This window comes from Streptomyces sp. NPDC015144, assembly GCF_043079735.1.
In the GTDB taxonomy this organism is placed as follows: Bacteria; Actinomycetota; Actinomycetes; order Streptomycetales; family Streptomycetaceae; genus Streptomyces.
In genome coordinates, this window is the sequence record NZ_JBIBUU010000017.1 from 137,513 (window position 1) to 159,858 (window position 22,346).

25 protein-coding genes are annotated in these 22,346 nt (G+C 72.2%); 10 read left to right on the forward strand and 15 right to left on the reverse strand.

The genetic code is table 11. The annotated features are described in order from the left end of the window. Positions 1 to 125: 125 nt before the first annotated feature. Positions 126 to 278 (forward strand): hypothetical protein, encoded by a 153-nt coding sequence (locus ACF08W_RS26315; protein ID WP_352278284.1) that lies wholly within the window; start codon positions 126 to 128, stop codon positions 276 to 278. Positions 279 to 354: 76 nt separating this feature from the next. Here the strand turns inward: ACF08W_RS26315 and ACF08W_RS26320 are convergent, their stop codons facing one another. The 3 genes from ACF08W_RS26320 to ACF08W_RS26330 form a co-directional block, all read right to left on the reverse strand. Beyond that, a complete protein-coding gene (locus tag ACF08W_RS26320) occupies positions 355 to 960 on the reverse strand; it encodes a MarC family protein (RefSeq protein WP_385214015.1) in 606 nt (201 codons plus the stop codon). Between the two features lie 169 nt (positions 961 to 1,129). Then, positions 1,130 to 1,996, reverse strand: coding sequence for a PHP domain-containing protein (locus tag ACF08W_RS26325; RefSeq protein WP_385214018.1), 867 nt, complete (start codon positions 1,994 to 1,996; stop codon positions 1,130 to 1,132). 123 nt (positions 1,997 to 2,119) lie between these two features. Then, positions 2,120 to 2,758 carry a DUF6758 family protein gene (locus tag ACF08W_RS26330; protein ID WP_385214020.1) on the reverse strand — a complete coding sequence of 213 codons (639 nt, stop codon included), beginning with the start codon at positions 2,756 to 2,758 and terminating at the stop codon, positions 2,120 to 2,122. 167 nt (positions 2,759 to 2,925) lie between these two features. Between ACF08W_RS26330 and ACF08W_RS26335 the strand changes: the two genes are divergently transcribed. Further along, positions 2,926 to 4,155: an MFS transporter gene (locus ACF08W_RS26335; protein WP_392280725.1), complete on the forward strand. Its 1,230-nt coding sequence runs from the start codon at positions 2,926 to 2,928 to the stop codon at positions 4,153 to 4,155. Positions 4,156 to 4,241: 86 nt separating this feature from the next. On the opposite strand, the gene ACF08W_RS26340 is transcribed toward ACF08W_RS26335, so the two are convergent. Continuing rightward, complete coding sequence (locus ACF08W_RS26340; protein WP_392280726.1) at positions 4,242 to 4,826, reverse strand: suppressor of fused domain protein; 585 nt, start codon at positions 4,824 to 4,826, stop codon at positions 4,242 to 4,244. 447 nt (positions 4,827 to 5,273) lie between these two features. On the opposite strand from ACF08W_RS26340, the gene ACF08W_RS26345 reads away from it, so the two are divergent. Then, positions 5,274 to 6,389, forward strand: coding sequence for a magnesium and cobalt transport protein CorA (locus tag ACF08W_RS26345; protein WP_385214028.1), 1,116 nt, complete (start codon positions 5,274 to 5,276; stop codon positions 6,387 to 6,389). Positions 6,390 to 6,432: 43 nt separating this feature from the next. Next, positions 6,433 to 6,954, forward strand: a complete 522-nt coding sequence (locus tag ACF08W_RS26350) for a hypothetical protein (RefSeq protein WP_392280727.1) — start codon at positions 6,433 to 6,435, stop codon at positions 6,952 to 6,954. Positions 6,955 to 6,965: 11 nt separating this feature from the next. On the opposite strand, the gene ACF08W_RS26355 is transcribed toward ACF08W_RS26350, so the two are convergent. Then, positions 6,966 to 7,727, reverse strand: coding sequence for a hypothetical protein (locus tag ACF08W_RS26355; protein WP_385214034.1), 762 nt, complete (start codon positions 7,725 to 7,727; stop codon positions 6,966 to 6,968). A 204-nt stretch (positions 7,728 to 7,931) separates the two neighbouring features. Between ACF08W_RS26355 and ACF08W_RS26360 the strand changes: the two genes are divergently transcribed. The 3 genes from ACF08W_RS26360 to ACF08W_RS26370 are packed head-to-tail and all read left to right on the forward strand — an operon-like array spanning position 7,932 to position 10,935. Further along, a complete protein-coding gene (locus tag ACF08W_RS26360) occupies positions 7,932 to 9,200 on the forward strand; it encodes a magnesium transporter MgtE N-terminal domain-containing protein (RefSeq protein ID WP_392280728.1) in 1,269 nt (422 codons plus the stop codon). Further along, the gene (locus ACF08W_RS26365; protein WP_352278268.1) at positions 9,190 to 9,747 is read left to right on the forward strand and encodes a DUF1003 domain-containing protein; all 558 of its coding nucleotides are present in this window, start codon (positions 9,190 to 9,192) and stop codon (positions 9,745 to 9,747) included. The genes ACF08W_RS26360 and ACF08W_RS26365 overlap by 11 nt, the downstream gene beginning before the upstream one ends. A 54-nt stretch (positions 9,748 to 9,801) precedes the next feature. After that, a complete protein-coding gene (locus ACF08W_RS26370; RefSeq protein ID WP_385214037.1) occupies positions 9,802 to 10,935 on the forward strand; it encodes an Mrp/NBP35 family ATP-binding protein in 1,134 nt (377 codons plus the stop codon). Positions 10,936 to 11,032: 97 nt separating this feature from the next. Here ACF08W_RS26370 and ACF08W_RS26375 read toward each other — a convergent pair whose 3' ends face one another. The 5 genes from ACF08W_RS26375 to sigE form a co-directional block, all read right to left on the reverse strand. Next, on the reverse strand, positions 11,033 to 11,719 hold the full coding sequence (locus ACF08W_RS26375; protein WP_392280729.1) for a hypothetical protein: 687 nt from the start codon (positions 11,717 to 11,719) through the stop codon (positions 11,033 to 11,035). 120 nt (positions 11,720 to 11,839) lie between these two features. Beyond that, positions 11,840 to 12,316: a sec-independent translocase gene (locus tag ACF08W_RS26380; protein WP_385214040.1), complete on the reverse strand. Its 477-nt coding sequence runs from the start codon at positions 12,314 to 12,316 to the stop codon at positions 11,840 to 11,842. 102 nt (positions 12,317 to 12,418) lie between these two features. After that, on the reverse strand, positions 12,419 to 14,053 hold the full coding sequence (locus ACF08W_RS26385) for a S1C family serine protease (protein ID WP_392280730.1): 1,635 nt from the start codon (positions 14,051 to 14,053) through the stop codon (positions 12,419 to 12,421). A gap of 109 nt (positions 14,054 to 14,162) precedes the next feature. After that, positions 14,163 to 15,179, reverse strand: a complete 1,017-nt coding sequence (locus ACF08W_RS26390) for a zf-HC2 domain-containing protein (protein ID WP_392280731.1) — start codon at positions 15,177 to 15,179, stop codon at positions 14,163 to 14,165. After that, positions 15,176 to 15,937 carry an RNA polymerase sigma factor SigE gene (gene sigE, locus ACF08W_RS26395; RefSeq protein ID WP_352278258.1) on the reverse strand — a complete coding sequence of 254 codons (762 nt, stop codon included), beginning with the start codon at positions 15,935 to 15,937 and terminating at the stop codon, positions 15,176 to 15,178. The genes ACF08W_RS26390 and sigE overlap by 4 nt, the downstream gene beginning before the upstream one ends. 182 nt (positions 15,938 to 16,119) lie before the next feature. Between sigE and ACF08W_RS26400 the strand changes: the two genes are divergently transcribed. Beyond that, entirely contained in the window at positions 16,120 to 16,785 is a 666-nt protein-coding gene (locus ACF08W_RS26400) for an O-methyltransferase (RefSeq protein WP_352278256.1), read from the forward strand. A 94-nt stretch (positions 16,786 to 16,879) separates the two neighbouring features. On the opposite strand, the gene ACF08W_RS26405 is transcribed toward ACF08W_RS26400, so the two are convergent. After that, positions 16,880 to 17,047, reverse strand: coding sequence for a DUF3117 domain-containing protein (locus tag ACF08W_RS26405; protein ID WP_003966491.1), 168 nt, complete (start codon positions 17,045 to 17,047; stop codon positions 16,880 to 16,882). Positions 17,048 to 17,359: 312 nt separating this feature from the next. Here ACF08W_RS26405 and ACF08W_RS26410 point away from each other — a divergent pair, with 312 nt between their 5' ends. Continuing rightward, complete coding sequence (locus tag ACF08W_RS26410; RefSeq protein ID WP_385214520.1) at positions 17,360 to 18,172, forward strand: enoyl-CoA hydratase/isomerase family protein; 813 nt, start codon at positions 17,360 to 17,362, stop codon at positions 18,170 to 18,172. Between the two features lie 15 nt (positions 18,173 to 18,187). On the opposite strand, the gene ACF08W_RS26415 is transcribed toward ACF08W_RS26410, so the two are convergent. Continuing rightward, positions 18,188 to 18,775, reverse strand: a complete 588-nt coding sequence (locus ACF08W_RS26415) for a DNA-3-methyladenine glycosylase I (RefSeq protein WP_392280732.1) — start codon at positions 18,773 to 18,775, stop codon at positions 18,188 to 18,190. Then, the gene (locus ACF08W_RS26420; protein WP_385214053.1) at positions 18,772 to 19,257 is read right to left on the reverse strand and encodes a cell division protein DivIVA; all 486 of its coding nucleotides are present in this window, start codon (positions 19,255 to 19,257) and stop codon (positions 18,772 to 18,774) included. Before ACF08W_RS26420 ends, ACF08W_RS26415 begins: the two co-directional genes overlap by 4 nt. 147 nt (positions 19,258 to 19,404) lie before the next feature. Here ACF08W_RS26420 and folP point away from each other — a divergent pair, with 147 nt between their 5' ends. Next, entirely contained in the window at positions 19,405 to 20,277 is an 873-nt protein-coding gene (gene folP, locus ACF08W_RS26425; protein ID WP_352278251.1) for a dihydropteroate synthase, read from the forward strand. A gap of 50 nt (positions 20,278 to 20,327) precedes the next feature. On the opposite strand, the gene ACF08W_RS26430 is transcribed toward folP, so the two are convergent. Both ACF08W_RS26430 and dapE read right to left on the reverse strand, forming a co-directional pair. Beyond that, positions 20,328 to 21,077 (reverse strand): TIGR00730 family Rossman fold protein, encoded by a 750-nt coding sequence (locus tag ACF08W_RS26430; protein ID WP_352278249.1) that lies wholly within the window; start codon positions 21,075 to 21,077, stop codon positions 20,328 to 20,330. A gap of 102 nt (positions 21,078 to 21,179) precedes the next feature. Continuing rightward, entirely contained in the window at positions 21,180 to 22,259 is a 1,080-nt protein-coding gene (gene dapE / locus ACF08W_RS26435; protein WP_385214057.1) for a succinyl-diaminopimelate desuccinylase, read from the reverse strand. Between the last annotated feature and the right edge of the window lie 87 nt (positions 22,260 to 22,346).

The following is a 22,346-nucleotide window of genomic DNA, read 5'->3' on the forward strand; positions in this document are numbered from 1 at the left end:
GGGCAAGCCGTTGTTACCCCTGTGGAGCGCGGGACAGCGGTGTCCGGCGCCCTCATCCTTGCGGACGGGTTTCATCCGTCCTCCCAGTAGTTCTCCATCAGGAGGATCAGACGAAGGGGAGCCTTATGCGCTTCGAGATCATGCGCCTGGACGATGTCGACGGTACCGCCGTCGACAGCACCGTCGTGGACGCCGCCTCCGTCAACCGGATCGTGCAGCAGGCCGCAGCCACCGGCCAGCGCATCTACATCCGCCCGGCCGAATCCTCGGCTTCGTAACGCCGTACGACGTACAAAGACGAAGCGCCCCCGCACGGAAGGTCCGTGCGGGGGCGCTGTGGTGTCCACCGGGCGGTCAGGAGCCCTGTATGACCTGGGTGACCCCGTTGATGATCTGCTGGACGGCGATGGCGGAGAGCATCATTCCGGCGAGCCGGGTCACCAGCACGACACCGCCGTCCTTGATGACCCGGATGATCAGCAGCGAGTAGCGCATGGCCACCCAGAGCACCAGGTGCATGGCTATGATCGCCGACCAGACCGAGAGCTGGCCGCCGACACCGTCGGCGTGCTGCACGGCGAGTATCACCGACACTATGGCGCCGGGGCCGGCCAGCAGCGGCATGCCCAGCGGCACGAGCGCCACGTTGACGTCCTTGGTCTGCGTCGGCTCGTCGGTCTTGCCGGTCAGCAGATCGAGCGCGATCAGCAGCAGGAGCAACCCGCCGGCGATCATCAGGGCGGGCACGGAGACATGCAGATAGCCGAGGATCTGCTGGCCGAGCACACCGAAGACGACGATCACCCCGAAGGCGACCGCGACCGCCTGGAACGCCATCTTGCGCTGCGTCTTGGCGGGGCGGCCCGCCGTGAGCGCGAGGAAGATCGGCGTGATCCCAGGCGGATCCATAATCACAAATAGCGTGAGAAAAAGGGACCCAAAGACAGCGACGTCGAACACAGTGAGCCTTGCGGGAGGAGGGGGCGAGCAGAAGGGCGGGACAGGAGGGCCCCGAGGGGCGCATCGCGGAGCAATGATCGACCGGTTGGCCGGGCGCGCGACAGCGGTGCGCGGTGACGGGTCGAGGTAAGAGGGACGCGGCGGGGTACGTGCCCCGGCGCGTGTGCCGTTACGCCGGGCGGGGTCCGCCGGCCCCGGGCACGGGGAAGGCTCCCGTGGCGCGCCGGGTGATCTCGCCGTAGATCTCGGGGTCGGTGACGCACTCGCCGAGTCCGACGGTCTTGCGGCTGCCGTGGTAGTCGCTCGACCCGGTGGTCAGCAGCCCCAGGTCGCGGGCGATCCCGCGCAGCCTGGCCCGGGTCGGCTCGTCGTGGTCCGCGTGGTCGACCTCGATGCCGTCGAGCCCGGCGGCGGCGAGCCGCTCCATCGCGGACTCGGGCACCACCCGGCCCCGTTTGACGGCGGCGGGGTGGGCGAAGACCGCGACACCGCCGGCCGCCTTGACCAGCCGGATCGCCTCGAAGGGGTCGAGCTCGTGCTTCTCGGCGTAGGCGCGTCCGCCGTCGGCGAGCCAGTCGGGCGTGAAGGCGTCGGAGACGGTCTCGACGACGCCCAGCTCGACCAGGGCGGTGGCGATGTGCGGCCTGCCGACGGAGCCGTCCCCGGCGATCGCGGCGACCCGCTCCCAGGAGACGGGCACGCCCAGCTCCTGGAGCTTGCGCACCATGGCCCGGGCACGCGGCACCCGGTCGTCGCGCAGCAGCTCGCGCTCGCGGGCCAGCTCGGGCTCGTCCGGGTCGAAGAGGTAGGCCAGCAGATGCATGCTCACGCCGTCGAGCCGGCAGGACAGCTCGGCTCCGGTGACGAGGGTGAGCCCCTCGGGCAGGGCGGCGATCGCCTCGGCGTGGCCGCGCACGGTGTCGTGGTCGGTGAGGGCGACGACGTCCAGCCCCGCGGCGGCGGCGCCGCGCACCAGCTCGGCGGGGGTGTCCGTGCCGTCCGAAGCGGTGGAGTGGGTGTGCAGGTCGATGCGCACGACGCGTACTCCAGAGTTCGGGGCCGGACAAGGGGACATTCAAGGATAACCGGCGTTCGAACACCTTTGGGACGGATGTGACGGGCGTGACGGGCGGCCGGAACGGGACGCCCGGCGCGGGTATCAGCCGAGCAGGCGGGGGGTGAGCGCCCCGCAGGGCACCAGGTCCATCTCACCCCCGGCCTCCCGCAGATCGGCGAGGACCAGCTCGTCGTACATCAGCAGTCCGGACTGCTCGGGCCAGACGATCGCCCAGAGCCAGAGGCCGCGCGCCTCGCCCGCGAAGACCGCCCGGTCGGCCGGGGCGCCCTTGACGTTCCAGAGCGGGGTGGGGCGGCCGGCGGCGAGCATCTTGACGTCCGGCGGGCCGTCGACATCCAGGTACGGGGCGGGGTCGGGGCCCTCGACCCCGGCGTAGCGCGCGCCGAGGCCGACGCCCAGGTCCTCGGTGACGAGCAGCAGCTCGCCGATGCCGCCGACCGGGCCGGGACCGGAGCAGGCGACGGCGGTGGCCCGGCCTCCGCTGCGGTCGTCGCCCGCGCTCGCCACTCCGGTGAACAGCCAGCCCACCGGCAGCGGCCAGGGCATCCACACCGGGACCTTCGCACGGCGCACCACCACGCCCAGGGCGTCGACACTGGGCGGGATCACCGGCTGGAGCGGCTGCACACTGCCGTGCTCGGCGCACTGCCAGGTGTCGGCGAACAGACCGGGCGCCCTGACCCGGCCTCCGCACTTCGGGCAACTGGGTTCGCCCCTCATAGCGACCAACGGTCCTCCACGACCGCCGCCGCGTCAAGCAAGATCACCCGTACGCGGCGGGCACCTCACCAGCAGAAATAGATGTAACTTGCATTCATTAGATTGCCTAACTTATTCTGTGCATAGCGCAGCTACCCAGGGCGATCAATCGGAGAGCGAGAGGGCCCATGACAGAGGATCCGTTCGACCAGGGCGCGGGCAGCATCCTGCGGCAGCCGAAGGCCGTCTGGGCCACGGCGGGCGCGTCCGTCGTGGCGTTCATGGGGATCGGGCTGGTGGACCCGATCCTGCCGTCCATCGCGAAGGGACTGGAGGCGACACCGAGCCAGGTGTCCCTGCTCTTCACCTCGTACTTCCTGATCACCGCCGTGGCGATGCTCGTCACCGGGTTCGTCTCCAGCCGGGTGGGCGGCCGCAAGACGCTGCTCCTCGGCCTCGCGCTGGTGGTCGTCTTCGCCGGGCTCTCCGGCACCTCGTCGTCGGTCGGCGAGCTGGTCGGCTTCCGGGCCGGCTGGGGGCTCGGCAACGCGCTCTTCGTCTCGACCGCGCTGGCCGTGATCGTCGGCGCCGCGGCCGGCGGCAGCGCGGCGGCGATCCTGCTGTACGAGTCGGCGCTCGGCCTCGGCATGGCCTGCGGGCCGCTGCTCGGCGCCGTGCTCGGGGACGCCAGCTGGCGCTACCCGTTCTTCGGTACGGCCGCGCTGATGGCCGTCGGCTTCGTCTGCATCACCGCGTTCCTGAAGGAGCAGCCCCGGCCCGCGCGGAAGACCTCGCTGCTCGACCCGGTGAAGGCGCTCGGCCACGGCGGGCTGGCCTCGGTCGCGGCCTCGGCGTTCTTCTACAACTACGCGTTCTTCACGATCCTGGCGTTCACCCCGTTCGTGCTGAACATGACGCCGTACAAGTCGGGCGCGGTGTTCTTCGCCTGGGGGCTGCTGCTCGCGGTGTTCTCGGTGCTGGTCGCGCCGCGGCTCCAGGAGCGGTTCGGCTCGCTGAAGGTGCTGGGCGCCTCGCTGGTGCTGCTCGCCGCCGACCTGCTGGTGCTGGGCTACGGCGACCACACCGCCGCGATCGTCTGCACGATCGTCTCCGGCGCCTTCATCGGCATGAACAACACGGTCTACACGGAGCTGGCGCTCGGCGTCTCGGACGCGCCGCGTCCGGTGGCCAGCGCGGGCTACAACTTCGTCCGCTGGTTCGCCGCGGCCGCCGCCCCCTACCTGGCGCCGAAGATCGAGGAGTGGAGCGACATCCACATCCCGTTCGTCGTCGCCGCGGCCGCCGCCGTGATCGGCGCGGTCGTCGTCTGGCTGCGCCGCTCGGCCCTGACCCACGAGGCCGAGGAGCTGGCGCCCGGGCACGCCACCAAGGACGGGGTCACGGTCTTCGCCGACTGAGGACCCCGCTCCCCCGTACCGCCCCGCCCGCGGTTCCCCCTCCTTGGCCGCGCGGCGGGGCTTCCCCATGTACACGGAAGCCCGGCTCAGTCCAGCGGCACCGAGCCGCGCAGCGGGTCGCGCAGGTCCGTACCGTGCGAGAGCCACCGCTCCTGGAGCTCCTGCGCGCCCCTGACCCGCTTCCACGCCGCCTCGTTGGGCGTCATCGGCAGCAGCGGCAGGAAGCGCACCGGTTCCCTCGGCGCGTCCAGCTCCAGATCCTCCACCAGCCCCCCGGACTCGGCGACCAGCACCGAGTCGAACGGAGCCCCCGGCCAGAGCGGACCGCCGAGGTCCAGCGAGGCACCCGGCACCACGACCACCCCTTCGACCTGCGGCGACGCCGCCAGCACGGCCAGCGGGCGCAGCACCGCGTCGGTGTCGGCGAGCCCGGCCCGCACGGAGAGGACCAGCTCGGCGCGCGGCCCCTTCAGCGGGTCCACGACCGCGGCGGTCGGATCGGCCATCGGCTGTGCCGACATCCCGAGCGTGGCGTAGCGCACCACGTCCCCGTCGAAGAAGCGGAGCACCTCGATCCGGTCCGTGCCGAGGAAGGTCACCGAGGCGCGTGCGTCCGGTTCGCCGAGGGCCGTGCGCAGCCGTGCCTCGACCAGAGCAAGAATTTCTTCCATCCCGCGAGCATAGGTCGCGTATGGAACGGGCAAAGTAAGGGATTGACCGTCAGTCGGCTGATAGTGTTGGCCGCTGTTCGGGGCAGCACGCAGAAGCGTCGCTCTCCGCCCCGACGAGACGTCATCCCCCACGGGGGACCGGCTGGAGGAGGTGGGGCTGTCATGGATCGAAGTCGATCGTGCAGTACCAACCGCCCTTCCGCCCCTCGCCTCCCTCGGTGACCCGAGGCCCCACCGGCCGAGGTTCGAAGCACCGCGCCACACCCCCGGCCCCGTGCCCGGAGTACATGGCGTCGCGCACGACGGAAGAGCACTCCCCTTCTGCCTGTCCGTAGCGAACGCCGTCGTCGTGCCGCCGCGGTGCCGCCCGCTTTGCGGACGTGGGTCCACGTCCCCATTCCGGGCTGTTCCACGTGCCCGCCGACGGCCCTCCGTGAAGGAGCCAGCATGTCGATGATCCGCGACCTCCGCGCCGCCGTCCGGCCGTCCCTGCGCAGGACCGGCCCCCTGCACAACAGTTACGACACCACCCGTGACCCCTCCGCCTCCAGCGCGGTCGTCGACTGCGCGGTCTACCGCGACGGGCGGCGCCTGGAGCGTGCGAACTGCCTCACCCCGCACGAGGCGATGCTCCAGGTGCGCGAGGAGGGCGGCTTCGCCTGGATCGGCCTGCACGAGCCGACCGAGGAGGAATTCGCCGGTATCGCGCGGGAGTTCGGCCTTCACCCGCTGGCCGTCGAGGACGCCGTCCACGCCCACCAGCGGCCCAAGCTGGAGCGGTACGACGACACCCTCTTCACCGTCTTCAAGACCATCCACTACGTCGAGCACACCGAGCTCACCGCGACCAGCGAGGTCGTCGAGACCGGTGAGGTGATGTGCTTCACCGGCCGGGACTTCGTGATCACCGTGCGGCACGGCGGCCACGGCTCGCTGCGCGCGCTGCGCCATCGGCTCCAGGACGACCCCGAGCTGCTCGCCAAGGGCCCCTCCTCGGTGCTGCACTCCATCGCCGACCACGTCGTGGACGGGTACATCGCGGTGGCGGGCGCGGTCCAGGACGACATCGACGAGGTGGAGATCGGGGTCTTCTCGGCCCCGGCGAAGGGCAGCCCGCGCGGCACGGACGCCGGGCGGATCTACCAGCTGAAGCGCGAGGTCCTGGAGTTCAAGCGGGCGGTGTCGCCGCTGCTGCGGCCGATGCAGCTGCTCAGCGAGCGGCCCATGCGGCTGATCGACCCGGACATCCAGAAGTACTTCCGGGACGTCGCCGACCACCTGGCCCGCGTCCACGAGGAGGTCATCGGCTTCGACGAGCTGCTGAACTCGATCCTCCAGGCCAGCCTGGCGCAGGCGACGGTGGCGCAGAACGAGGACATGCGCAAGATCACCTCCTGGGCGGCGATCGTCGCCGTACCCACGATGATCTGCGGTGTCTACGGCATGAACTTCAAGCACATGCCGGAGCTGCGCTGGACGTACGGCTATCCGATGGTGCTGGGCGTCATCGGGGTGGTCTGCTTCTCCATCCACCGCACCCTCAAGCGCAACGGCTGGCTCTGAGCCTCGACGGCGGCCCTGCCGCCCGGTCCCTTAGAGTGCGGGCATGACTGCTGCTGCCGCCGATACGCCGCTGGCCCGGGCCCTCGTCGAGGAGGCCACCAAGAAGTCCGGCCTCGTCTGGGTGCGGGGCACCGGTCCCGCACGGGCGGTGTGGCACGTGTGGCACGAGGGGGCGGTGCATCTGGTCGGGGACGGCCCCGGCGAACAGCCGCTGCCCGCCGGGCTCACCGACGGCTCCACCGCCGAGGTGACCGTGCGCAGCAAGGACAAGGGCGGTCGACTGGTCGCCTGGACGGCCGCCGTCGCCGAACTCGCACCCGGATCGCCCGCGTGGGAGGCGGCGGTCGGCGAGCTCAAGGGCAAGCGGCTGAACGCGCCGGACGCGGAGACGATGACGGAGCGCTGGGCCCGCGAGTGCCGGGTGCTGCGGCTGACGCCGGGCGAGGTCCGCACCGGTCTGCCGGACGGCTCGCTGGCCGCCGCCCCGCTGCCGACGCCCGCCACCACCCGGCGGCCGGTGCCGGCCGGGCTGCCCCGCCTGCTGAAGCGCGGCCTCAAGGGCTGAGCGCCGCCCGTTCAGGACCCCGTACGGGGCAGCTGCTTGCCGTAGTCGACCGTGTCCACCTCGGACGGGGCCTCCAGCGGGAAGTCCTTGCCCCAGTCCGCGAAGGTGACGGTCCCCGCCTCGCCGCCGCGCGCGAAGCGCAGCGGGTACGCGGTGCCCTCCAGTGAGACGTCGAGCGTGCCGCCCTCGCCCGCGCCGCCCATGATCTGGACGGTCCGGGTGCCGCCGACCGTGTCCCGGTCGCCCTTGTTGAGGGTGCCGTGCAGGCCGAGCAGGCCGTCGAGCAGGGTCTTCTTGTCGGTGAAGCCCCGCAGTTGCTGGTAGACGGGGTCGCCCTCGGGGACCTTGACGTACTTGTTCCGCAGCTTGTCCGCCGCCGCGCCGCCCGCCTCGCTGTCGGCGCCGGACTTCTCGTCGTGGTTCCAGAACCCCGAGTCCGCCTTCAGATAGAGCTCGTCGCCGATCCGCAGCAGCTCGAACCTGCTGTCCTTGGACACCACGGAGCCGGTGCCGCCCTCGGCCTTGAGCCGCATGTTCAGCTTGTACGTACCGCCCTTGCTGACCAGCGTCCCGGCCAGCCGCACCGTGTCGGCGGCGTTCGCCGCGGACTGCGTCTTCTTCTCGATCTGCGCGGCGGTCAGCTTGCCGACGCCGTTGGTCCCCTCGTCCGGGTCCTCGCCGCACGCCGTGGCGACGGTGGCCAGCCCGGCGCAGAGCAGAACGGCCAGGGCGGTCCGGTGTCGGGCCCGGACGGGCGGAACGGAGGAGGTCACAGGTGCACTGCCTCTCAGCTGCATCGCGGGGGGTGGCTGACGGCAGCGTACCCGGGCCGCCCGGCCCGTTCGGCAGGGAGCCGGACGGACCGCTCGCCGGGGCACCCCGGAGCGGTACGGGCTAGCCTGATCACGTCATAACGGTCTATTCAACATCCAATCGGACTGACCGGTGACGTCCCGTACGGAGGAAGGAGGCGCGCGATGGCGGCAGGCACCCCCCGGGTCTTCGTCTCCCACCTCGCCGGCGTCCCGGTCTTCGACCCCAACGGCGAACAGGTGGGACGCGTCCGCGACCTGGTCGCGATGCTCCGGGTCGGCGGTCGGCCGCCCCGGCTGCTGGGCCTCGTCGTCGAGGTGCTCAGCCGCCGCCGGATCTTCCTCCCGATGACCCGGGTCACCGGCATCGAGTCCGGCCAGGTCATCACCACCGGCGTGGTCAACATGCGGCGCTTCGAACGCAGGCCCACCGAACGCCTGGTGCTGGGCGACTTCCTCGACCGGCGGGTCCGCCTGGTCGAGACCGGCGAGGAGGTCACCGTCCTGGACGTCTCCATCCAGCAGCTCCCGGCCCGCCGCGACTGGGAGATCGACAAGTACTTCGTGCGCAAGGGCAAGGGCGGGGCGCTGCGCCGCAAGGGCGAGACCCTGACGGTCGAGTGGTCGGCGGTGCGCGGGTTCTCCCTGGAGGAGGAGGGGCAGGGCGCGGAGTCCCTGGTCGCCACCTTCGAACAGCTGCGCCCGACCGACGTGGCCAACGCGCTGCACCACCTGTCGCCCAAGCGGCGGGCCGAGGTCGCCGCCGCGCTCGACGACGACCGGCTCGCCGACGTCCTGGAGGAGCTGCCCGGGGACGACCAGGTGGAGATCATCAGCAAGCTCCAGGAGGAGCGCGCCGCCGACGTCCTGGAGGCGATGGACCCGGACGACGCGGCCGACCTGCTGTCCGAGCTGCCCGAGGAGGACAAGGAACGGCTGCTGACCCTGATGCGCCCGGACGACGCGGCCGACGTACGGCGCCTGATGTCGTACGAGGAGCGGACGGCGGGCGGCCTGATGACCACGGAGCCGGTCATCCTGCGGCCGGACGCGACGGTGGCCGACGCGCTGGCCCGGGTCCGGCAGGCCGACCTCTCCCCCGCGCTCGCCGCCCAGGTGTACGTGTGCCGCTCGCCGGACGAGACGCCGACCGGCAGATACCTGGGCACCGTCCACTTCCAGCGGCTGCTGCGCGACCCGCCGTACACCCTGGTCAGCTCGGTGGTGGACAGCGATCTCGTCCCGCTCGGCCCGGACACCCCGCTGCCCGCCGTGACGAGCTATCTGGCCGCGTACAACCTGGTCTCGGTGCCCGTGGTGGACGAGAGCGGGTCGCTGCTCGGCGCGGTGACGGTCGACGACGTGCTCGACCACCTGCTGCCCGACGACTGGCGGGAGACCGACTTCCACGCGGAGGCCCCCCATGGCCGGTGAGGACCGCGGGAAGCCCGCGTCCACGGGGGCCTCGGGCGTCGTGCGTCCGCCCCGCACCCGCCTCGACCAGCCGAAGCTCCCCAAGCGGCGGCTGGTCCCGGAGTACGACGCGGAGACGTTCGGCAGGTTCTCCGAGCGGATCGCCCGCTTCCTGGGAACGTGGCGCTTCATCGCCTGGATGACGCTGTTCATCATCGCGTGGCTCGTCTGGAACGTCTTCGCACCGCAGGACTGGCGGTTCGACCCGTACCCCTTCATCTTCCTGACACTGATGCTGTCGCTCCAGGCGTCCTACGCCGCCCCGCTGATCCTGCTCGCGCAGAACCGGCAGGACGACCGCGACCGCGTCACCCACGAGCAGGAACGCAAGCAGAACGAGCGCTCCATCGCGGACACCGAGTACCTCACCCGGGAGATCGCGGCGCTGCGGATCGGGCTCGGCGAGGTCGCCACCCGCGACTGGATCCGCTCCGAGCTGGAGGACCTGGTGCGGGACCTGGACGACCGGAGGGAACTGTTCCGGGCCGAGAGTGACGAAGACCGCTGACAGCCGCTACTCGCGCGTAGCAACCAGCGCCGCGCGCCCCCGTACTATCGAGGTATGGCTACGGAAGACGCGGTGCTTGAGGCACTGGCGACAGTGAACGACCCGGAGATCCACCGCCCGATCACCGAACTCGGCATGGTGAAATCGGTCGAGATCGACGCTGACGGTGCAGTCGCTGTCACGGTCTATCTCACGGTCTCCGGCTGCCCGATGCGCGAGACGATCACCAAGAACGTGACGGACGCGGTCGCCCGCGTCGAGGGCGTCTCGCGGGTCGACGTCACGCTCGACGTGATGAGCGACGAGCAGCGCAAGGAACTGGCAGCCTCGCTGCGCGGCGGTACGGCGGAGCGCGAGGTGCCGTTCGCCAAGCCCGGCTCCCTGACCCGCGTCTACGCCGTCGCCTCCGGCAAGGGCGGCGTCGGCAAGTCGTCCGTGACCGTCAACCTGGCGGCCGCGATGGCCGCCGACGGCCTCAAGGTCGGCGTCGTGGACGCGGACATCTACGGCCACAGCGTGCCCCGGATGCTCGGCGCGGACGGCAAGCCGACCCAGGTCGAGAACATGATCATGCCGCCGTCGGCGAACGGCGTGAAGGTCATCTCCATCGGCATGTTCACCCCGGGCAACGCCCCGGTGGTCTGGCGCGGGCCGATGCTCCACCGCGCGCTCCAGCAGTTCCTCGCCGATGTGTACTGGGGCGACCTGGACGTGCTGCTGCTCGACCTGCCGCCGGGCACCGGCGACATCGCGATCTCCGTGGCGCAGCTCGTGCCGAACGCCGAGATCCTGGTCGTCACGACCCCGCAGCAGGCGGCGGCCGAGGTCGCCGAGCGGGCCGGTTCGATCGCGGTGCAGACCCACCAGAAGATCGTCGGCGTCGTCGAGAACATGTCGGGCATGCCCTGCCCGCACTGCGACGAGATGGTCGACGTGTTCGGCACCGGCGGTGGCCGGAAGGTCGCCGAGGGGCTGACGAAGACGGTCGGCGCGGAGGTGCCGGTGCTGGGTTCCATCCCGATCGACGTACGGCTGCGCGAGGGCGGCGACGAGGGCCGGCCGGTCGTGCTCTCCGACCCGGACTCCCCCGCCGGCAAGGCGCTGCGCACCATCGCGGACAAGCTGGGCGGCCGTCAGCGCGGCCTGTCGGGCATGTCGCTGGGCATCACCCCGCGCAACAAGTTCTGAGCGAACGGGGGGGGGGGGGGGGGGGGGGGGGCCCCCCCCCCCCCCCCCCCCCCCCCCCGCCCCCGTTCCGAACCTCTTCGAGCCGCTTCGCGCGGCTTCAGGCGTACGTCCCGATGTCCTCGATCACCGAGAAGCCCAGCCCGTACGCGCTCATCCCGCGCCCGTACGCCCCGAGGTGGACGCCCTCGGGCGTGGAGCCCGCCAGCACCCAGCCGTACTCGGACTCGCGGTAGTGGAAGTGCACCGGGACGCCGTCCACCGGCAGCGACAGGGCCGACCAGGCGGGTCCGTCCAGGTCGTCGGCGAGCTCGAACGCCGTCTCCGTCTGCTGGTCGAGCCAGTCGTCGCGCAGCGCGTGGTCCATCTGGGCGGGCCAGGTGCAGGCGAGCAGGCCGGAACCGGCCAGCCAGGCCGCGGACGACACCGTGGTCGCGTCCAGCACCCCCGTACCGTCGCCGCTGTGCCGCACCGGGCTGCTGGCCATCGACACCACGACCGCGAACCGCTGCTTCTCGGCGCCCGCCTCCCGGACCGACAGCTCGTCGCCGTGACCGATGGAACCGTGCTGCACCGTGCCGTCCGCGGCGGTGCCCACCTGCATCAGCCGGCGCGGGCCGGTGAAGGCCGCGTCCAGCCCGTACCAGGGGAACGTCGCCGCGAGGAAGCCGTCGACGACCGTACGCCGGGCGGCCGACACTCCGTCCGCGGTGGCCGTGCCCTGCGGGTCTTCCGCGGTGGTTGTGTCCGGCGCGGTTTCCGCGCCCACCCGACTCGTCGTCTCCATCTGCCCGGCCGCCTCCTCGATCCGTTGGGTCCGGAACGGCCCGCCCCCCGGCGGGCGTACTCACAACCGGACAGATGGAGAATAGCCATAGCCTCCGGACGAGCCGGGATTGGCAGGGGGTCAGGTGGCGTCGGCGTCGAACGGCGGACGGTCGTCCTTGCCCGGCTGGTCACGCTTCTTGAGCAGGTCGGGAGCGCCGGCGGAGCCGTTGGCGGCGGTGATCGCCGAAGCGCCGGACACGCTGCTGCGGGAGTCGGCGGACTCCACCTCCCGGCCGTTCACCGCGTCGGCGACCTCGCTCAGGTCCTTGCGGAGGTCGAAGCTCTCGCGGATCTCCTTCAGCCCCAGGTCGTCGCCGCCCTCCATGAGCTGCTTGCGGACGAACGTCTTGGGGTTGAGGTCCTCGAACTCGAAGTCCTTGAACTCCGGCCCCAGCTCCGTGCGGATGTCCTGCTTGGCGTTCTCGGAGAACTCACGGACCTTGCGGATGAAGCGCGAGGCGTCCTGGATGACCTTCGGCAGCTTGTCCGGGCCGAAGATCAGCATGCCCAGAACCGCGATGGTCACCAGCTCCAGTACGCCTATGTCATTGAACACCCTGTTGCTCCCTGTGTTCTCCTCCGAGACCTTGTCGGTCGAGGTCCGGACTCGGGCCACGGTACCCGTCGAAACCGCCCACGCGGTAGCGCGCCGGACCCGTCACGTTCCGCTGGCGGAGCCGAGTGTCAAAGAGATGGACAGGTCTTTACCACCACGGGTCAGCTTCAGCTCCAGACGGTCGCCGGGGCGGTGCGCCCGGATCTTCACGATCAGTTCCTCGCCGCTGTGCACCCGCCGGCCGCCGACCTCGGTGATGACGTCCCCGGGCCTGATCCCGGCCTTGGCCCCGGGGCCGCCCGGCGTCACCGCGGGCGTCCCGCCCGCACCCTTGGCACCGACCCTGGCGCCGTCCCCGGCGTACTTCATGTCGAGCGTGACGCCTATCACCGGGTGGGTGGCCTTCCCGGTGTTGATCAGCTCCTCGGCGACCCGCTTGCCCTGGTTGATCGGTATCGCGAAGCCGAGACCGATGGAGCCCGCCTGGCCGCCCTCCTCGGACGCGCTGCTGTCGGCGGCCCGGATGGCGCTGTTGATGCCGATGACATGGGCGGCGGCGTCGACCAGCGGACCGCCGGAGTTGCCCGGGTTGATCGGCGCGTCGGTCTGGAGCGCGTCGACATAGCTGATGTCGCTGCCGTCGCCCTTCTCGCCGCCCGCGGTGATCGGCCGGTCCTTGGCGCTGATGATGCCGGAGGTGACGGTGTTGGACAGGTCGAAGGGGGCGCCGATGGCCACCACCGGGTCGCCGACCCGCACGTTGTCGGAGTTGCCCAGCGGCAGCGGCTTGAGGCCGGAGACCCCGCTGACCTTGACCACCGCCAGGTCGTAGCCGCTGTCCTTGCCGACGACCTCGCCGCGCGCGGTCTCCCCGCCGCTGAACGTGACGGTGATCCGGCCGCCCCGGCCGGCCGGGGCCACGACATGGTTGTTGGTGAGGATGTGGCCCGAGGAGTCCAGGACGAAGCCGGTGCCGGTGCCGGACTCGGTGGAGCCGCTGACGTGCAGGGTGACCACGCTGGGCAGGGCGCTGGCGGCGATTCCGGCGACGCTGTCGGGGGCGCGGCCGCCGGTGTCCCGGGACGCCTGCGGGAGTTCGACCCGGGTGAGGCCGCCGTTGCGCTCGATGTAGGCGCCGATGCCGCCGCCGATGCCACCCGCCACCAGGGCGAGCAGCAGCCCGCCGACCAGCAGGGAGCCGCCGCGGCCCTTCTTCCGGCCGGCCCCCGCCCCGGACGGCGGGCCCGGGTTGGTGAGCGGCTGCCCGGGGGCGCCCCAGGGGTCGTACTGGAGCCACTGCGCGGGCCCCGGCTGCGGCTGCTGGGGCTGCGGCCCGGGGACGGAAGCCGGCACCGGCGGAACCGGAACGGGCGGCGCGGCCGATGGCGGTACGGGGATGCCCGCGCCGTTCGTCCCCGGGTACTGCGGGGGTACGGGGGTGCCGTGCGCCGGGGTGGGGACCGGCCGCTGCACGGGAGGCGCGGGGGCCCAGGGGCCGGGGCCGCCGTAGGGCGGGGTGCTGTACTCGTCGGGCTCGTGCAGCGGCTTCACCGGCCGGGCCGCCGGTACGTCGGACAGCGCCGGGGGCGCGTCGGCCGGCGGCGGGGCCGGTACGTCGGCCGGGGGCGGTGTCTCCGCGGGGGCGGGCGGCTCGTCCGACGCGGTGCGGGTGGCGCCCACCGGCGTGGGCCTGCTCCACCACTTCGCCTTCGGGCCGGTGGACTTGCCGTCTTCCATGCTCTCCCCGCAACTGCCGCGACTGGCCTGTGCACGCCCCACCAGGGAGCGTCCTCCCGGAACTGCTCCCGGAATTCAACCAGGTTTGCGAATGCTTGCGCAGACCCCGTCAGCGCCGGGCGGAGAGCGGCAGGCGGAGTTCGGCGGGGGTGGGCAGGGCCGAATCCGACGGCTGCGCCCCCGGCTGCGGCGCGGCGGACGCCGAGGGCCGGGCGGCCAGCCGCCCGAAGACCTCGGCGAAGAGCGGGGTGGTAGTGGTCGGACGTATCAGCGGCGGCGCGGGCACGCTGTTCAGCATCCCCGTGGTGAACGGGGAGCCCGCGAGGCTCTCGCCGGAGAGCACCGCCGGGGTGACGGCGGTGACGGGCCGCACCGCGGTGGCGGCGTCCGGCGCACCGGACGGGGCCGCGACGGACGGGCCGCCGCCCGATTCGCGCACCCTGAGCAGGCCCTGACCACCGCTGTTGCGGCGGCTGACCGAGCCGGTCTTCTCGCCCCTGAGCGTGGAGTCGAGCGGAGTCACCGCGTTCCCGCCGCCCGCCGCGCGCGCGGACGTGCTCGTACCGGACCCCGAGGGCAGCGCGCCGCCGAGGGCGATCGCGGCCAGCGAGACGGCGCTCGCCGCCGCGAAGGCGAACCTCCGGCCGCGCCAGGGCGACCGCTCACCCTCCCGCCCCACCTCGTGGATACGGAAGCCGGAACGGGCGGGGGCGGCCGGCAGCACGGCGGACGAGCCGTGCGGAACCGGAAGGTAGCCGAAGCCGCCGAGCGGCCCGTCCACCGGTGCGTCGGGGCGGCTGCCGGACGGCCGGGTCACGGGGAAGAATCCGTCGGCGATCCGTCCGGAGCCGCCGAATGGTCTGCCCGGCCCGCCGTCGTCACCTCCCGGTCCACCGGGAAGGCCCTGCAGCCGGGCGAGGAAGCCCTCGGACGGCGACGGCGGGGCGGACTGGGCGAAGACGTTCTTGAGGCGCCGCTGCGCCGCGGCCTCCGCCTTGCACTTGGCGCAGGTCGCGAGGTGGGCGAGGACCCGCTCCCGGGCATCGTGCTTCAGCTCGCCGTCGACCAGCGCGGCGAGACGGTCCCCCAGATGCTGTTCCGCGGGGGTCGGACCTGTGCCACTCACGCCGTTCCGCCCTCCCCCGCCAGGACCGCGCCCGCCAGCGAGCGCTGCTCGGCGCGGGCCTCGGGCGAACGGTGCCGCAGGGCCTTGCGCAGATGCGAGCGCCCGCGGTGGATGCGGCTGCGCACGGTGCCGAGCTTCACGCCCAGCGTCGCGGCGATCTCCTCGTACGAGAGGCCCTCGATGTCGCAGAGCACGACGGCGGCCCGGAACTCGGGCGCGAGGGTGTCCAGCGCCTGCTGCACGTCCGCGTCGAAGTGGGTGTCGTTGAAGACCTGCTGCGGGGAGGGCTCACGGCTCGGCAGCCGCTCGGCGGCGTCGTCACCGAGGGAGTCGAACCGGATCCGCTGCTTGCGGCGGACCATGTCCAGGAACAGGTTGGTCGTGATGCGGTGCAGCCAGCCCTCGAACGTGCCCGGCGTGTAGGTCGACAAGGACCTGAACACCCGGACGAAGACCTCCTGCGTGAGGTCCTCCGCGTCGTGCTGGTTGCCCGTCAGCCGGTAGGCGAGGCGGTAGACCCGGCCGCTGTGCGTGCTGACGATCTCTTCCCAAGAGGGCGGTGTCCACGCCTGGGATTCCGCGTCGGAGGCGAAGGTCGCGGTCGTTGCGGAGTCGTTGGAAGAACGGTCAGCGATGTTGGTCACGGATTTCGGCTCACCCGCCGACCTGAGAAAGCGCCGCAGCACTCCTCCCCGATCCACAGGCGCAGCCGCACCTCCCCTATCGGCTCTGGTGGTGTCCAGTGGAGCCCCTACCATAGCGACCTCGCCCGTTAGCTCCGGATAAGCCTTATTCCTGCTGGGGCCGGGGGTCACCCCGGGAACCGCCGGCCCGCGGAAAGCCGACCCGATCCACGGGCCGTTTCCACGGGCTTTCCCCCGCCCCTGCATAACGCCCGGTCCCATCTGCGGGTTCCCGGGCACAGCGGATACAGTCACCGTTGCGCCAACTAAGGGGACAGGAGAGGGTCATTACCGCCAACCGGCAGACGAGCTGGGCGTTCGCCGACGCCTTTGTCGCCGAGGACGAACCACTGCTCTGGGCCCGCGACCGGGCCCACGAGACGGGGCTCCGCCCGGTGTCGCCAGGTACCGGCGCCGCGCTGCGTCTGCTCGCCGGTACGACGGACGCCAAAGCGGTGGCCGAGATCGGCACCGGCACGGGCGTGTCCGGGCTCTACCTGCTGGCCGGGATGCGGCCGGACGGCGTGCTGACCACGGTCGACCCGGAGCCCGAGCGCCAGCAGTTCGCCCGCGAGGCGTTCCGGGCCGCGGGCTACGCCGCCAACCGGGCCCGGTTCATCCCGGGCCGCGCCCTGGACGTGCTGCCGCGCCTCGCCGACGGCGGCTACGACCTCGTGTTCTGCGACGGCGACCGGCTGGAGACCCTCGAATACCTCGCTGAATCGTTGCGCCTGCTGCGCCCCGGCGGCCTGGTCTGCTTCGAGGGCATGTTCGCGGACGGCCGGACGGTCGACTCGGCGGCGCAGCCCGCCGAGGTGCTGCGGGTGCGGGAGCTGCTGCGCGCGGCGCGGGAGAGCCAGGAGCTGATGGCGACGCTGCTGCCGGTGGGCGACGGGCTGCTGTGCGCGGTGCGCCGGGGCTGAGCCCGGCCCCGGCGGATACGGACTGCTTCGAACATGCCACTGCCCCGGTACGGACGACGTACCGGGGCAGTGGCGGAAGTCTGGGCTCCTGGGTTCAGCCGACGACCTTCTTGAGAGCGTCGCCGAGCGCATCGGCCTCGTCCGGCGTCAGCTCCACGACAAGCCGACCGCCGCCTTCGAGCGGAACTCGCATGACGATGCCCCGCCCCTCCTTTGTCACCTCGAGCGGGCCGTCGCCCGTCCGCGGCTTCATGGCCGCCATGCTCGTTCCCCTTCCTGAAACCAGCTCATTGCAACCGGCGGCCCCAATGAAAGGCGCTGTGTCACCGGCATCGAACACATTGCTTCCAGGCCATTATCCCGCATCATCGACCCCAATGACCAACATCGGTCTGCATCTCTTGTGCAACGCGCTCTCGCAAAACCACCCAATTCGGCGATCGGCCTGCGATACTCCGGCCCTCGCACCCCCACGACGGGGCGCGAATATTAGACGCAGGTCACATGTCGGCCGTCGCCGGAGTCGGCCATGCTTGCCTGGACAGGCATGGCCCAGGTGCGAAGGGACGACGAAATGGCCGACCACATGGCGGACAGCGTGCTCTGCGAAGTGAGCGACGGACTGGCGACGATCACGATCAACCGCCCCGATGCGATGAACGCCATGAACACCGCGGCCAAGGAGGCTCTGCGGGACGCGCTGGAGGCCGTGGCCGCCGACACCGCCGTACGGGCCGTGCTGCTCACCGCGACCGGGCGGGCGTTCTGCGTCGGTCAGGACCTGAAGGAGCACGTCGCCACGTTGGAACGCACCCGGGAGGCGGGCGGCGGCAACGCGCTGAGCACCGTACGGGAGCACTACAACCCGATCGTGCGGGCCATCACCGGCATGGCGAAGCCGGTCGTGGCCGGGGTGAACGGGGTGGCCGCCGGAGCGGGCTTCGGCTTCGCGCTCGCCTGCGACTACCGGGTGGCCGCCGACACCGCGTCGTTCAACACCTCCTTCGCCGGGGTGGCCCTCACCGCGGACTCGGGCGTCTCCTGGACGCTGCCGCGGCTGATCGGCCAGAGCCGCGCCGCCGACCTGCTGCTCTTCCCCCGCTCGATCTCCGCGAAGGACGCCCACGAGCTGGGCATCGTGAACCGGCTGGTGCCCGCGGCCGAGCTGGCCCCGGAGGCCGCGGCGGTGGCCCGCGCCCTGGCCGACGGGCCGACGGTGGCCTACGCGGCGCTGAAGGCGTCGCTCGCGTACGGGGCGGACCACGGCCTGGCCGAGGCGCTGGAGAAGGAGGACGAGCTCCAGACCCGGGCGGGCGCCTCCGAGGACCACACGATCGCGGTGCGGGCGTTCCTCGGCAAGGAGAAGCCGAAGTACCTCGGCCGGTAGCCCCCGGCCCCGCCCCTACGCCCCGGTGCCGCGCGCCACGCAGTCGGCGAGGTGGTCGTCGACCAAACCGCACGCCTGCATCAGGGCGTAGGCCGTGGTGGGGCCGACGAAGCGGACGCCGCGCTTCTTCAGGTCCTTGGCGAGGGCGGTGGACTCCGTGGTGACCGCGGGGACGTCGCCCGTGGAACGCGGGGCCGGGCGGCCGGCCGGATCCGGGGCGTGGGACCAGATCAGCTCGTCCAGCTCGCCGGGGCGCCAGCCGGCCAGCGTCCGGGCGTTGGCGAGGGTCGCGTCGATCTTCGCGCGGTTGCGGATGATGCCCGCGTCGGCGAGGAGGCGCTCCCGGTCGGTGTCGGTGAACTCCGCGACCTCGGCGATCCGGAAGCCCGCGAAGGCGGTACGGAAGCCCTCCCGGCGGCGCAGGATCGTCAGCCAGGAGAGGCCGGACTGGAACGCCTCCAGGGAGAGCCGTTCGAACAGGGCGTCGTCGCCGTGGACGGGGCGGCCCCACTCGCTGTCGTGGTACGCGAGGTAGTCCTCGGTGGACAGGCCCCAGGGGCAGCGCGGCGCGCCGTCCGGGCCCTTCTCCGTGCCGCCGCTCATCGCCGGGGCTCCTCTCCGGACTCGTCCGTGGGCCGGGGCCGCTCGGCGGGCGCCTCCCAGGGGGCCCTCGGCCGGTCCTCGGGGAGGAGCGGCCGCTCCTCGGGGATGTGCTCGCGCGCCTCTGCCCCCGTCCCCTCGACGAGGCCGGGATCGACGAGGCCGGGGCCGCCGACCGCCGTGGCCTGCACACCGGCCAGCGCGGACTCCAGCTCCGCGATCCGCGCGTCCCGCTCGGCGAGTTCGGCACCGAGCCGGTCGAGCGCGACGTCGACGTCCATCATCCGGTAGCCGCGCAGGGCCACCGGGAGCCGCAGGGCGTCGAGGTCCGCCCGGCCGACCGGGCGGTTCTCCGGCAGCGGGTCGGTCAGCCGCTCGGGCGCCACGTCCTGGAGGATCGCCGTTCTCCCCCCGCCGACCACCGCCAGGGTGACCGCGGCCACCACCACGACCATCGTCACCAGCAAGAACCAGAACACGCGCATCTCCCCGGAAGCGGAAACCTGTCCGGGTCCGATCGTGCCATGCGGCACCGACAGCCGGTGCCGGACGGGGCGACCGGCCCTGCGGCGCTCCCCGATCGCTTAGGGTCACAGGCGACCCACGGGCGACGGAGCAGAGGAGAGACCCGGATGCGAAGCGGTGCGCTCAGGCTGGGGCGGCGCGAGTTCGGTGCGCACGAGCCGGTGATCATGGCGATCGTGAACCGTACCCCGGACTCCTTCTACGACCAGGGCGCCACCTTCCGGGACGAACCGGCGCTGGCCCGGGTCGAGCAGGCGGTCGCGGAGGGTGCGGCGATCGTCGACATCGGCGGGGTGAAGGCGGGCCCCGGCGAGGAGGTCACCGCCGAGGAGGAGGCGCGCCGCACGGTGGGCTTCGTCGCGGAGGTGCGCCGCCGCCATCCGGACGTGGTGATCAGCGTCGACACCTGGCGCCACGACGTGGGCGAGGCGGTCTGCGAGGCCGGGGCGGATCTGCTGAACGACGCCTGGGGCGGCGTCGACCCGAAGCTCGCGGAGGTCGCCGCGCGGTACGGGGCCGGTCTGGTCTGCACGCACGCGGGCGGCGCCGAGCCGCGCACCCGGCCGCACCGGATCGCGTACGACGACGTGATGGCGGACATCCTGCGGGTGACGGTGGGGCTGGCCGAGCGGGCGGTGGCGCTCGGGGTGCGGCCCGACGGGATCATGATCGACCCCGGTCACGACTTCGGGAAGAACACCCGGCACTCCCTGGAGGCGACCCGCCGGCTCGGCGAGATGACGGAGACCGGATGGCCGGTTCTCGTCTCCCTGTCCAACAAGGACTTCGTCGGCGAGACCCTGGACCGGCCGGTGAAGGAGCGGGTCATCGGGACGCTCGCGACCACGGCCGTGTCCGCCTGGCTGGGCGCGCAGGTCTACCGGGTCCACGAGGTGGCCGAGACCCGGCAGGTGCTGGACATGGTGGCGTCCATCGCCGGGCACCGGGAGCCCGCCGTCGCCCGGCGCGGCCTCGCCTGACAAGCGCGCCGGGGCCGGGACCGCCGCTCCCGCGACGGTCCCCGCGCCGCCTACCGGCCGACCTCCTTGGTGACGAGCGCGACCGCCTCGTCCACGTCGTCCGTGACGTGGAACAGCAGCAGGTCGTGCTCGGACGCCTTGCCCTGGGCCACCACCGTGTCCCGCAGCCAGTCGACCAGCCCGCTCCAGTACGCCGTGCCGAACAGCACGATCGGGAAGCGGGTGACCTTGCGGGTCTGGACGAGGGTGAGGGCCTCGAAGAGCTCGTCCAGCGTGCCGAGGCCGCCGGGCAGCACGACGAACCCCTGGGCGTACTTCACGAACATCGTCTTGCGGACGAAGAAGTAGCGGAAGTTGACGCCGATGTCGACGTGCGGGTTGAGGCCGGACTCGAAGGGCAGCTCGATGCCGAGGCCGACCGAGACGCCCTTCGCCTCCCGCGCGCCCTTGTTCGCCGCCTCCATCGCGCCCGGACCGCCGCCGGTGATCACCGCGAACCCGGCCTCGACCAGGGCCTTGCCGATCCGTACGCCCGCCTCGTACTCGGGCCCGTCGGGCCGGGTGCGGGCCGAGCCGAAGACGCTGATCGCGCTCGGCAGTTCGGCCAGCGCGCCGAACCCCTCGACGAACTCCGACTGGATGCGCATCACCCGCCAGGGGTCGGTGTGGACCCACTCGGAGTCGCCCTCGGTGTCCAGCAGCCGCTGGTCGGTGGTGCCGGGCTGCACCTGTTCCCTGCGGCGCAGTACCGGTCCGAGCCGCTGTTCCTCGGGGACGCGCGTTCCCTCGGGGTTGCCCATGACCTGCTCCCTCCGACGACGATGGGCGGCCGTCGGGCGACGGCCGCCCCTGGTCAGGTCAGGGTAGATCGCCGGAGGTTACGGGCGGGGGAATGCGGTGGGTCAGGCGGTGAGCCAGGAGCGGAGCCGCTCCTCGCAGTGGGTGATCCGCTCGGTCCGCACGTGCTCGTCCCGCTTGTGGGCGAAGAGCGGGTCGCCCGGTCCGTAGTTGACCGCGGGGATACCGAGGGAGCCGAAGCGGGAGACGTCCGTCCAGCCGAACTTGGGCCGGGCGGTGCCGCCCACCGCCGCCATGAACGCGCGGGCCACCGGGTGGGAGAGGCCGGGCATCGCCGCGCCCGAGTGGTCGTCGACGGTGAACTCGGCGACGCCGCAGTCCGCGAAGACCTCCCGGACGTGGGCCAGCGCCTCCTCGGGGCTCCGGTCGGGCGCGTACCGGAAGTTGACGACGACGGTGCAGGCGTCCGGGATGACGTTGTTGGCGACGCCTCCCTCGATCCGGACCGCGTTCAGGCCCTCGCGGTATTCGAGCCCGTCGATGACCGGGCGGCGCGGCTCGTAGGCGGCGAGCCGGGCCAGGATCGGGGCGGCGGCGTGGATGGCGTTCGACCCCATCCAGCTGCGCGCGGAGTGGGAGCGCTCGCCCTCGGTACGGAGGAAGACCCGCAGGGTGCCCTGGCAGCCGCCCTCGACCTCCCCGTCGGAGCCCTCCAGCAGGATCGCGAAGTCGCCCGCGAGCCAGTCGGGGTGGGCGTCGACGACGTGGCCGAGCCCGTTGAGGTGCGCGGCGACCTCCTCGTTGTCGTAGAAGACGAAGGTGAGGTCGCGGTTGGGCTCGGGCACGGTCGCGGCGATCCGCAGCTGGACGGCGACGCCCGACTTCATGTCGGAGGTGCCGCAGCCCCACAGCACCCCGTCGTCGTCGAGCCGGGAGGGCACGTTGTCGGCGATCGGCACGGTGTCGATGTGCCCGGCGAGCACCACCCGCTCGGCCCGGCCCAGGTTCGTCCGGGCCACGACGTTGTTGCCGTACCGGTCGACGGTCAGGTGCGGAAGGGGGCGCAGGGCGGCCTCGATGGCGTCCGCGAGGTCCTTCTCCTGACCGCTGACCGACGGGAGGTCGACGAGCCGGGCGGTGAGCGCCGGGCCGTCGAGGGTGAGGTCAAGTGTGGTTTCGGGCATGGGACCGACCCTAAAGGACCGGACTTGGGCGGTGCTGCCCCGGAACATGGGCCCGGCGTTCCCGAACAGGGTCCCCGGGCCCTCGGA

Coding starts and splice junctions, on each gene's coding strand:
- ACF08W_RS26315 (WP_352278284.1), top strand. CDS start 126: ATGCGCTTCGAGATCATGCGCCTGGACGATGTCGACGGTACCGCCGTC.
- ACF08W_RS26330 (WP_385214020.1), bottom strand. CDS start 2,758: ATGAGGGGCGAACCCAGTTGCCCGAAGTGCGGAGGCCGGGTCAGGGCG.
- ACF08W_RS26335 (WP_392280725.1), top strand. CDS start 2,926: ATGACAGAGGATCCGTTCGACCAGGGCGCGGGCAGCATCCTGCGGCAG.
- ACF08W_RS26340 (WP_392280726.1), bottom strand. CDS start 4,826: ATGGAAGAAATTCTTGCTCTGGTCGAGGCACGGCTGCGCACGGCCCTC.
- ACF08W_RS26345 (WP_385214028.1), top strand. CDS start 5,274: ATGTCGATGATCCGCGACCTCCGCGCCGCCGTCCGGCCGTCCCTGCGC.
- ACF08W_RS26350 (WP_392280727.1), top strand. CDS start 6,433: ATGACTGCTGCTGCCGCCGATACGCCGCTGGCCCGGGCCCTCGTCGAG.
- ACF08W_RS26360 (WP_392280728.1), top strand. CDS start 7,932: ATGGCGGCAGGCACCCCCCGGGTCTTCGTCTCCCACCTCGCCGGCGTC.
- ACF08W_RS26365 (WP_352278268.1), top strand. CDS start 9,190: ATGGCCGGTGAGGACCGCGGGAAGCCCGCGTCCACGGGGGCCTCGGGC.
- ACF08W_RS26370 (WP_385214037.1), top strand. CDS start 9,802: ATGGCTACGGAAGACGCGGTGCTTGAGGCACTGGCGACAGTGAACGAC.
- ACF08W_RS26375 (WP_392280729.1), bottom strand. CDS start 11,719: ATGGAGACGACGAGTCGGGTGGGCGCGGAAACCGCGCCGGACACAACC.
- ACF08W_RS26385 (WP_392280730.1), bottom strand. CDS start 14,053: ATGGAAGACGGCAAGTCCACCGGCCCGAAGGCGAAGTGGTGGAGCAGG.
- sigE (WP_352278258.1), bottom strand. CDS start 15,937: ATGGTAGGGGCTCCACTGGACACCACCAGAGCCGATAGGGGAGGTGCG.
- ACF08W_RS26405 (WP_003966491.1), bottom strand. CDS start 17,047: ATGGCGGCCATGAAGCCGCGGACGGGCGACGGCCCGCTCGAGGTGACA.
- ACF08W_RS26410 (WP_385214520.1), top strand. CDS start 17,360: ATGGCCGACCACATGGCGGACAGCGTGCTCTGCGAAGTGAGCGACGGA.
- ACF08W_RS26415 (WP_392280732.1), bottom strand. CDS start 18,775: ATGAGCGGCGGCACGGAGAAGGGCCCGGACGGCGCGCCGCGCTGCCCC.
- ACF08W_RS26420 (WP_385214053.1), bottom strand. CDS start 19,257: ATGCGCGTGTTCTGGTTCTTGCTGGTGACGATGGTCGTGGTGGTGGCC.
- folP (WP_352278251.1), top strand. CDS start 19,405: ATGCGAAGCGGTGCGCTCAGGCTGGGGCGGCGCGAGTTCGGTGCGCAC.
- ACF08W_RS26430 (WP_352278249.1), bottom strand. CDS start 21,077: ATGGGCAACCCCGAGGGAACGCGCGTCCCCGAGGAACAGCGGCTCGGA.
- dapE (WP_385214057.1), bottom strand. CDS start 22,259: ATGCCCGAAACCACACTTGACCTCACCCTCGACGGCCCGGCGCTCACC.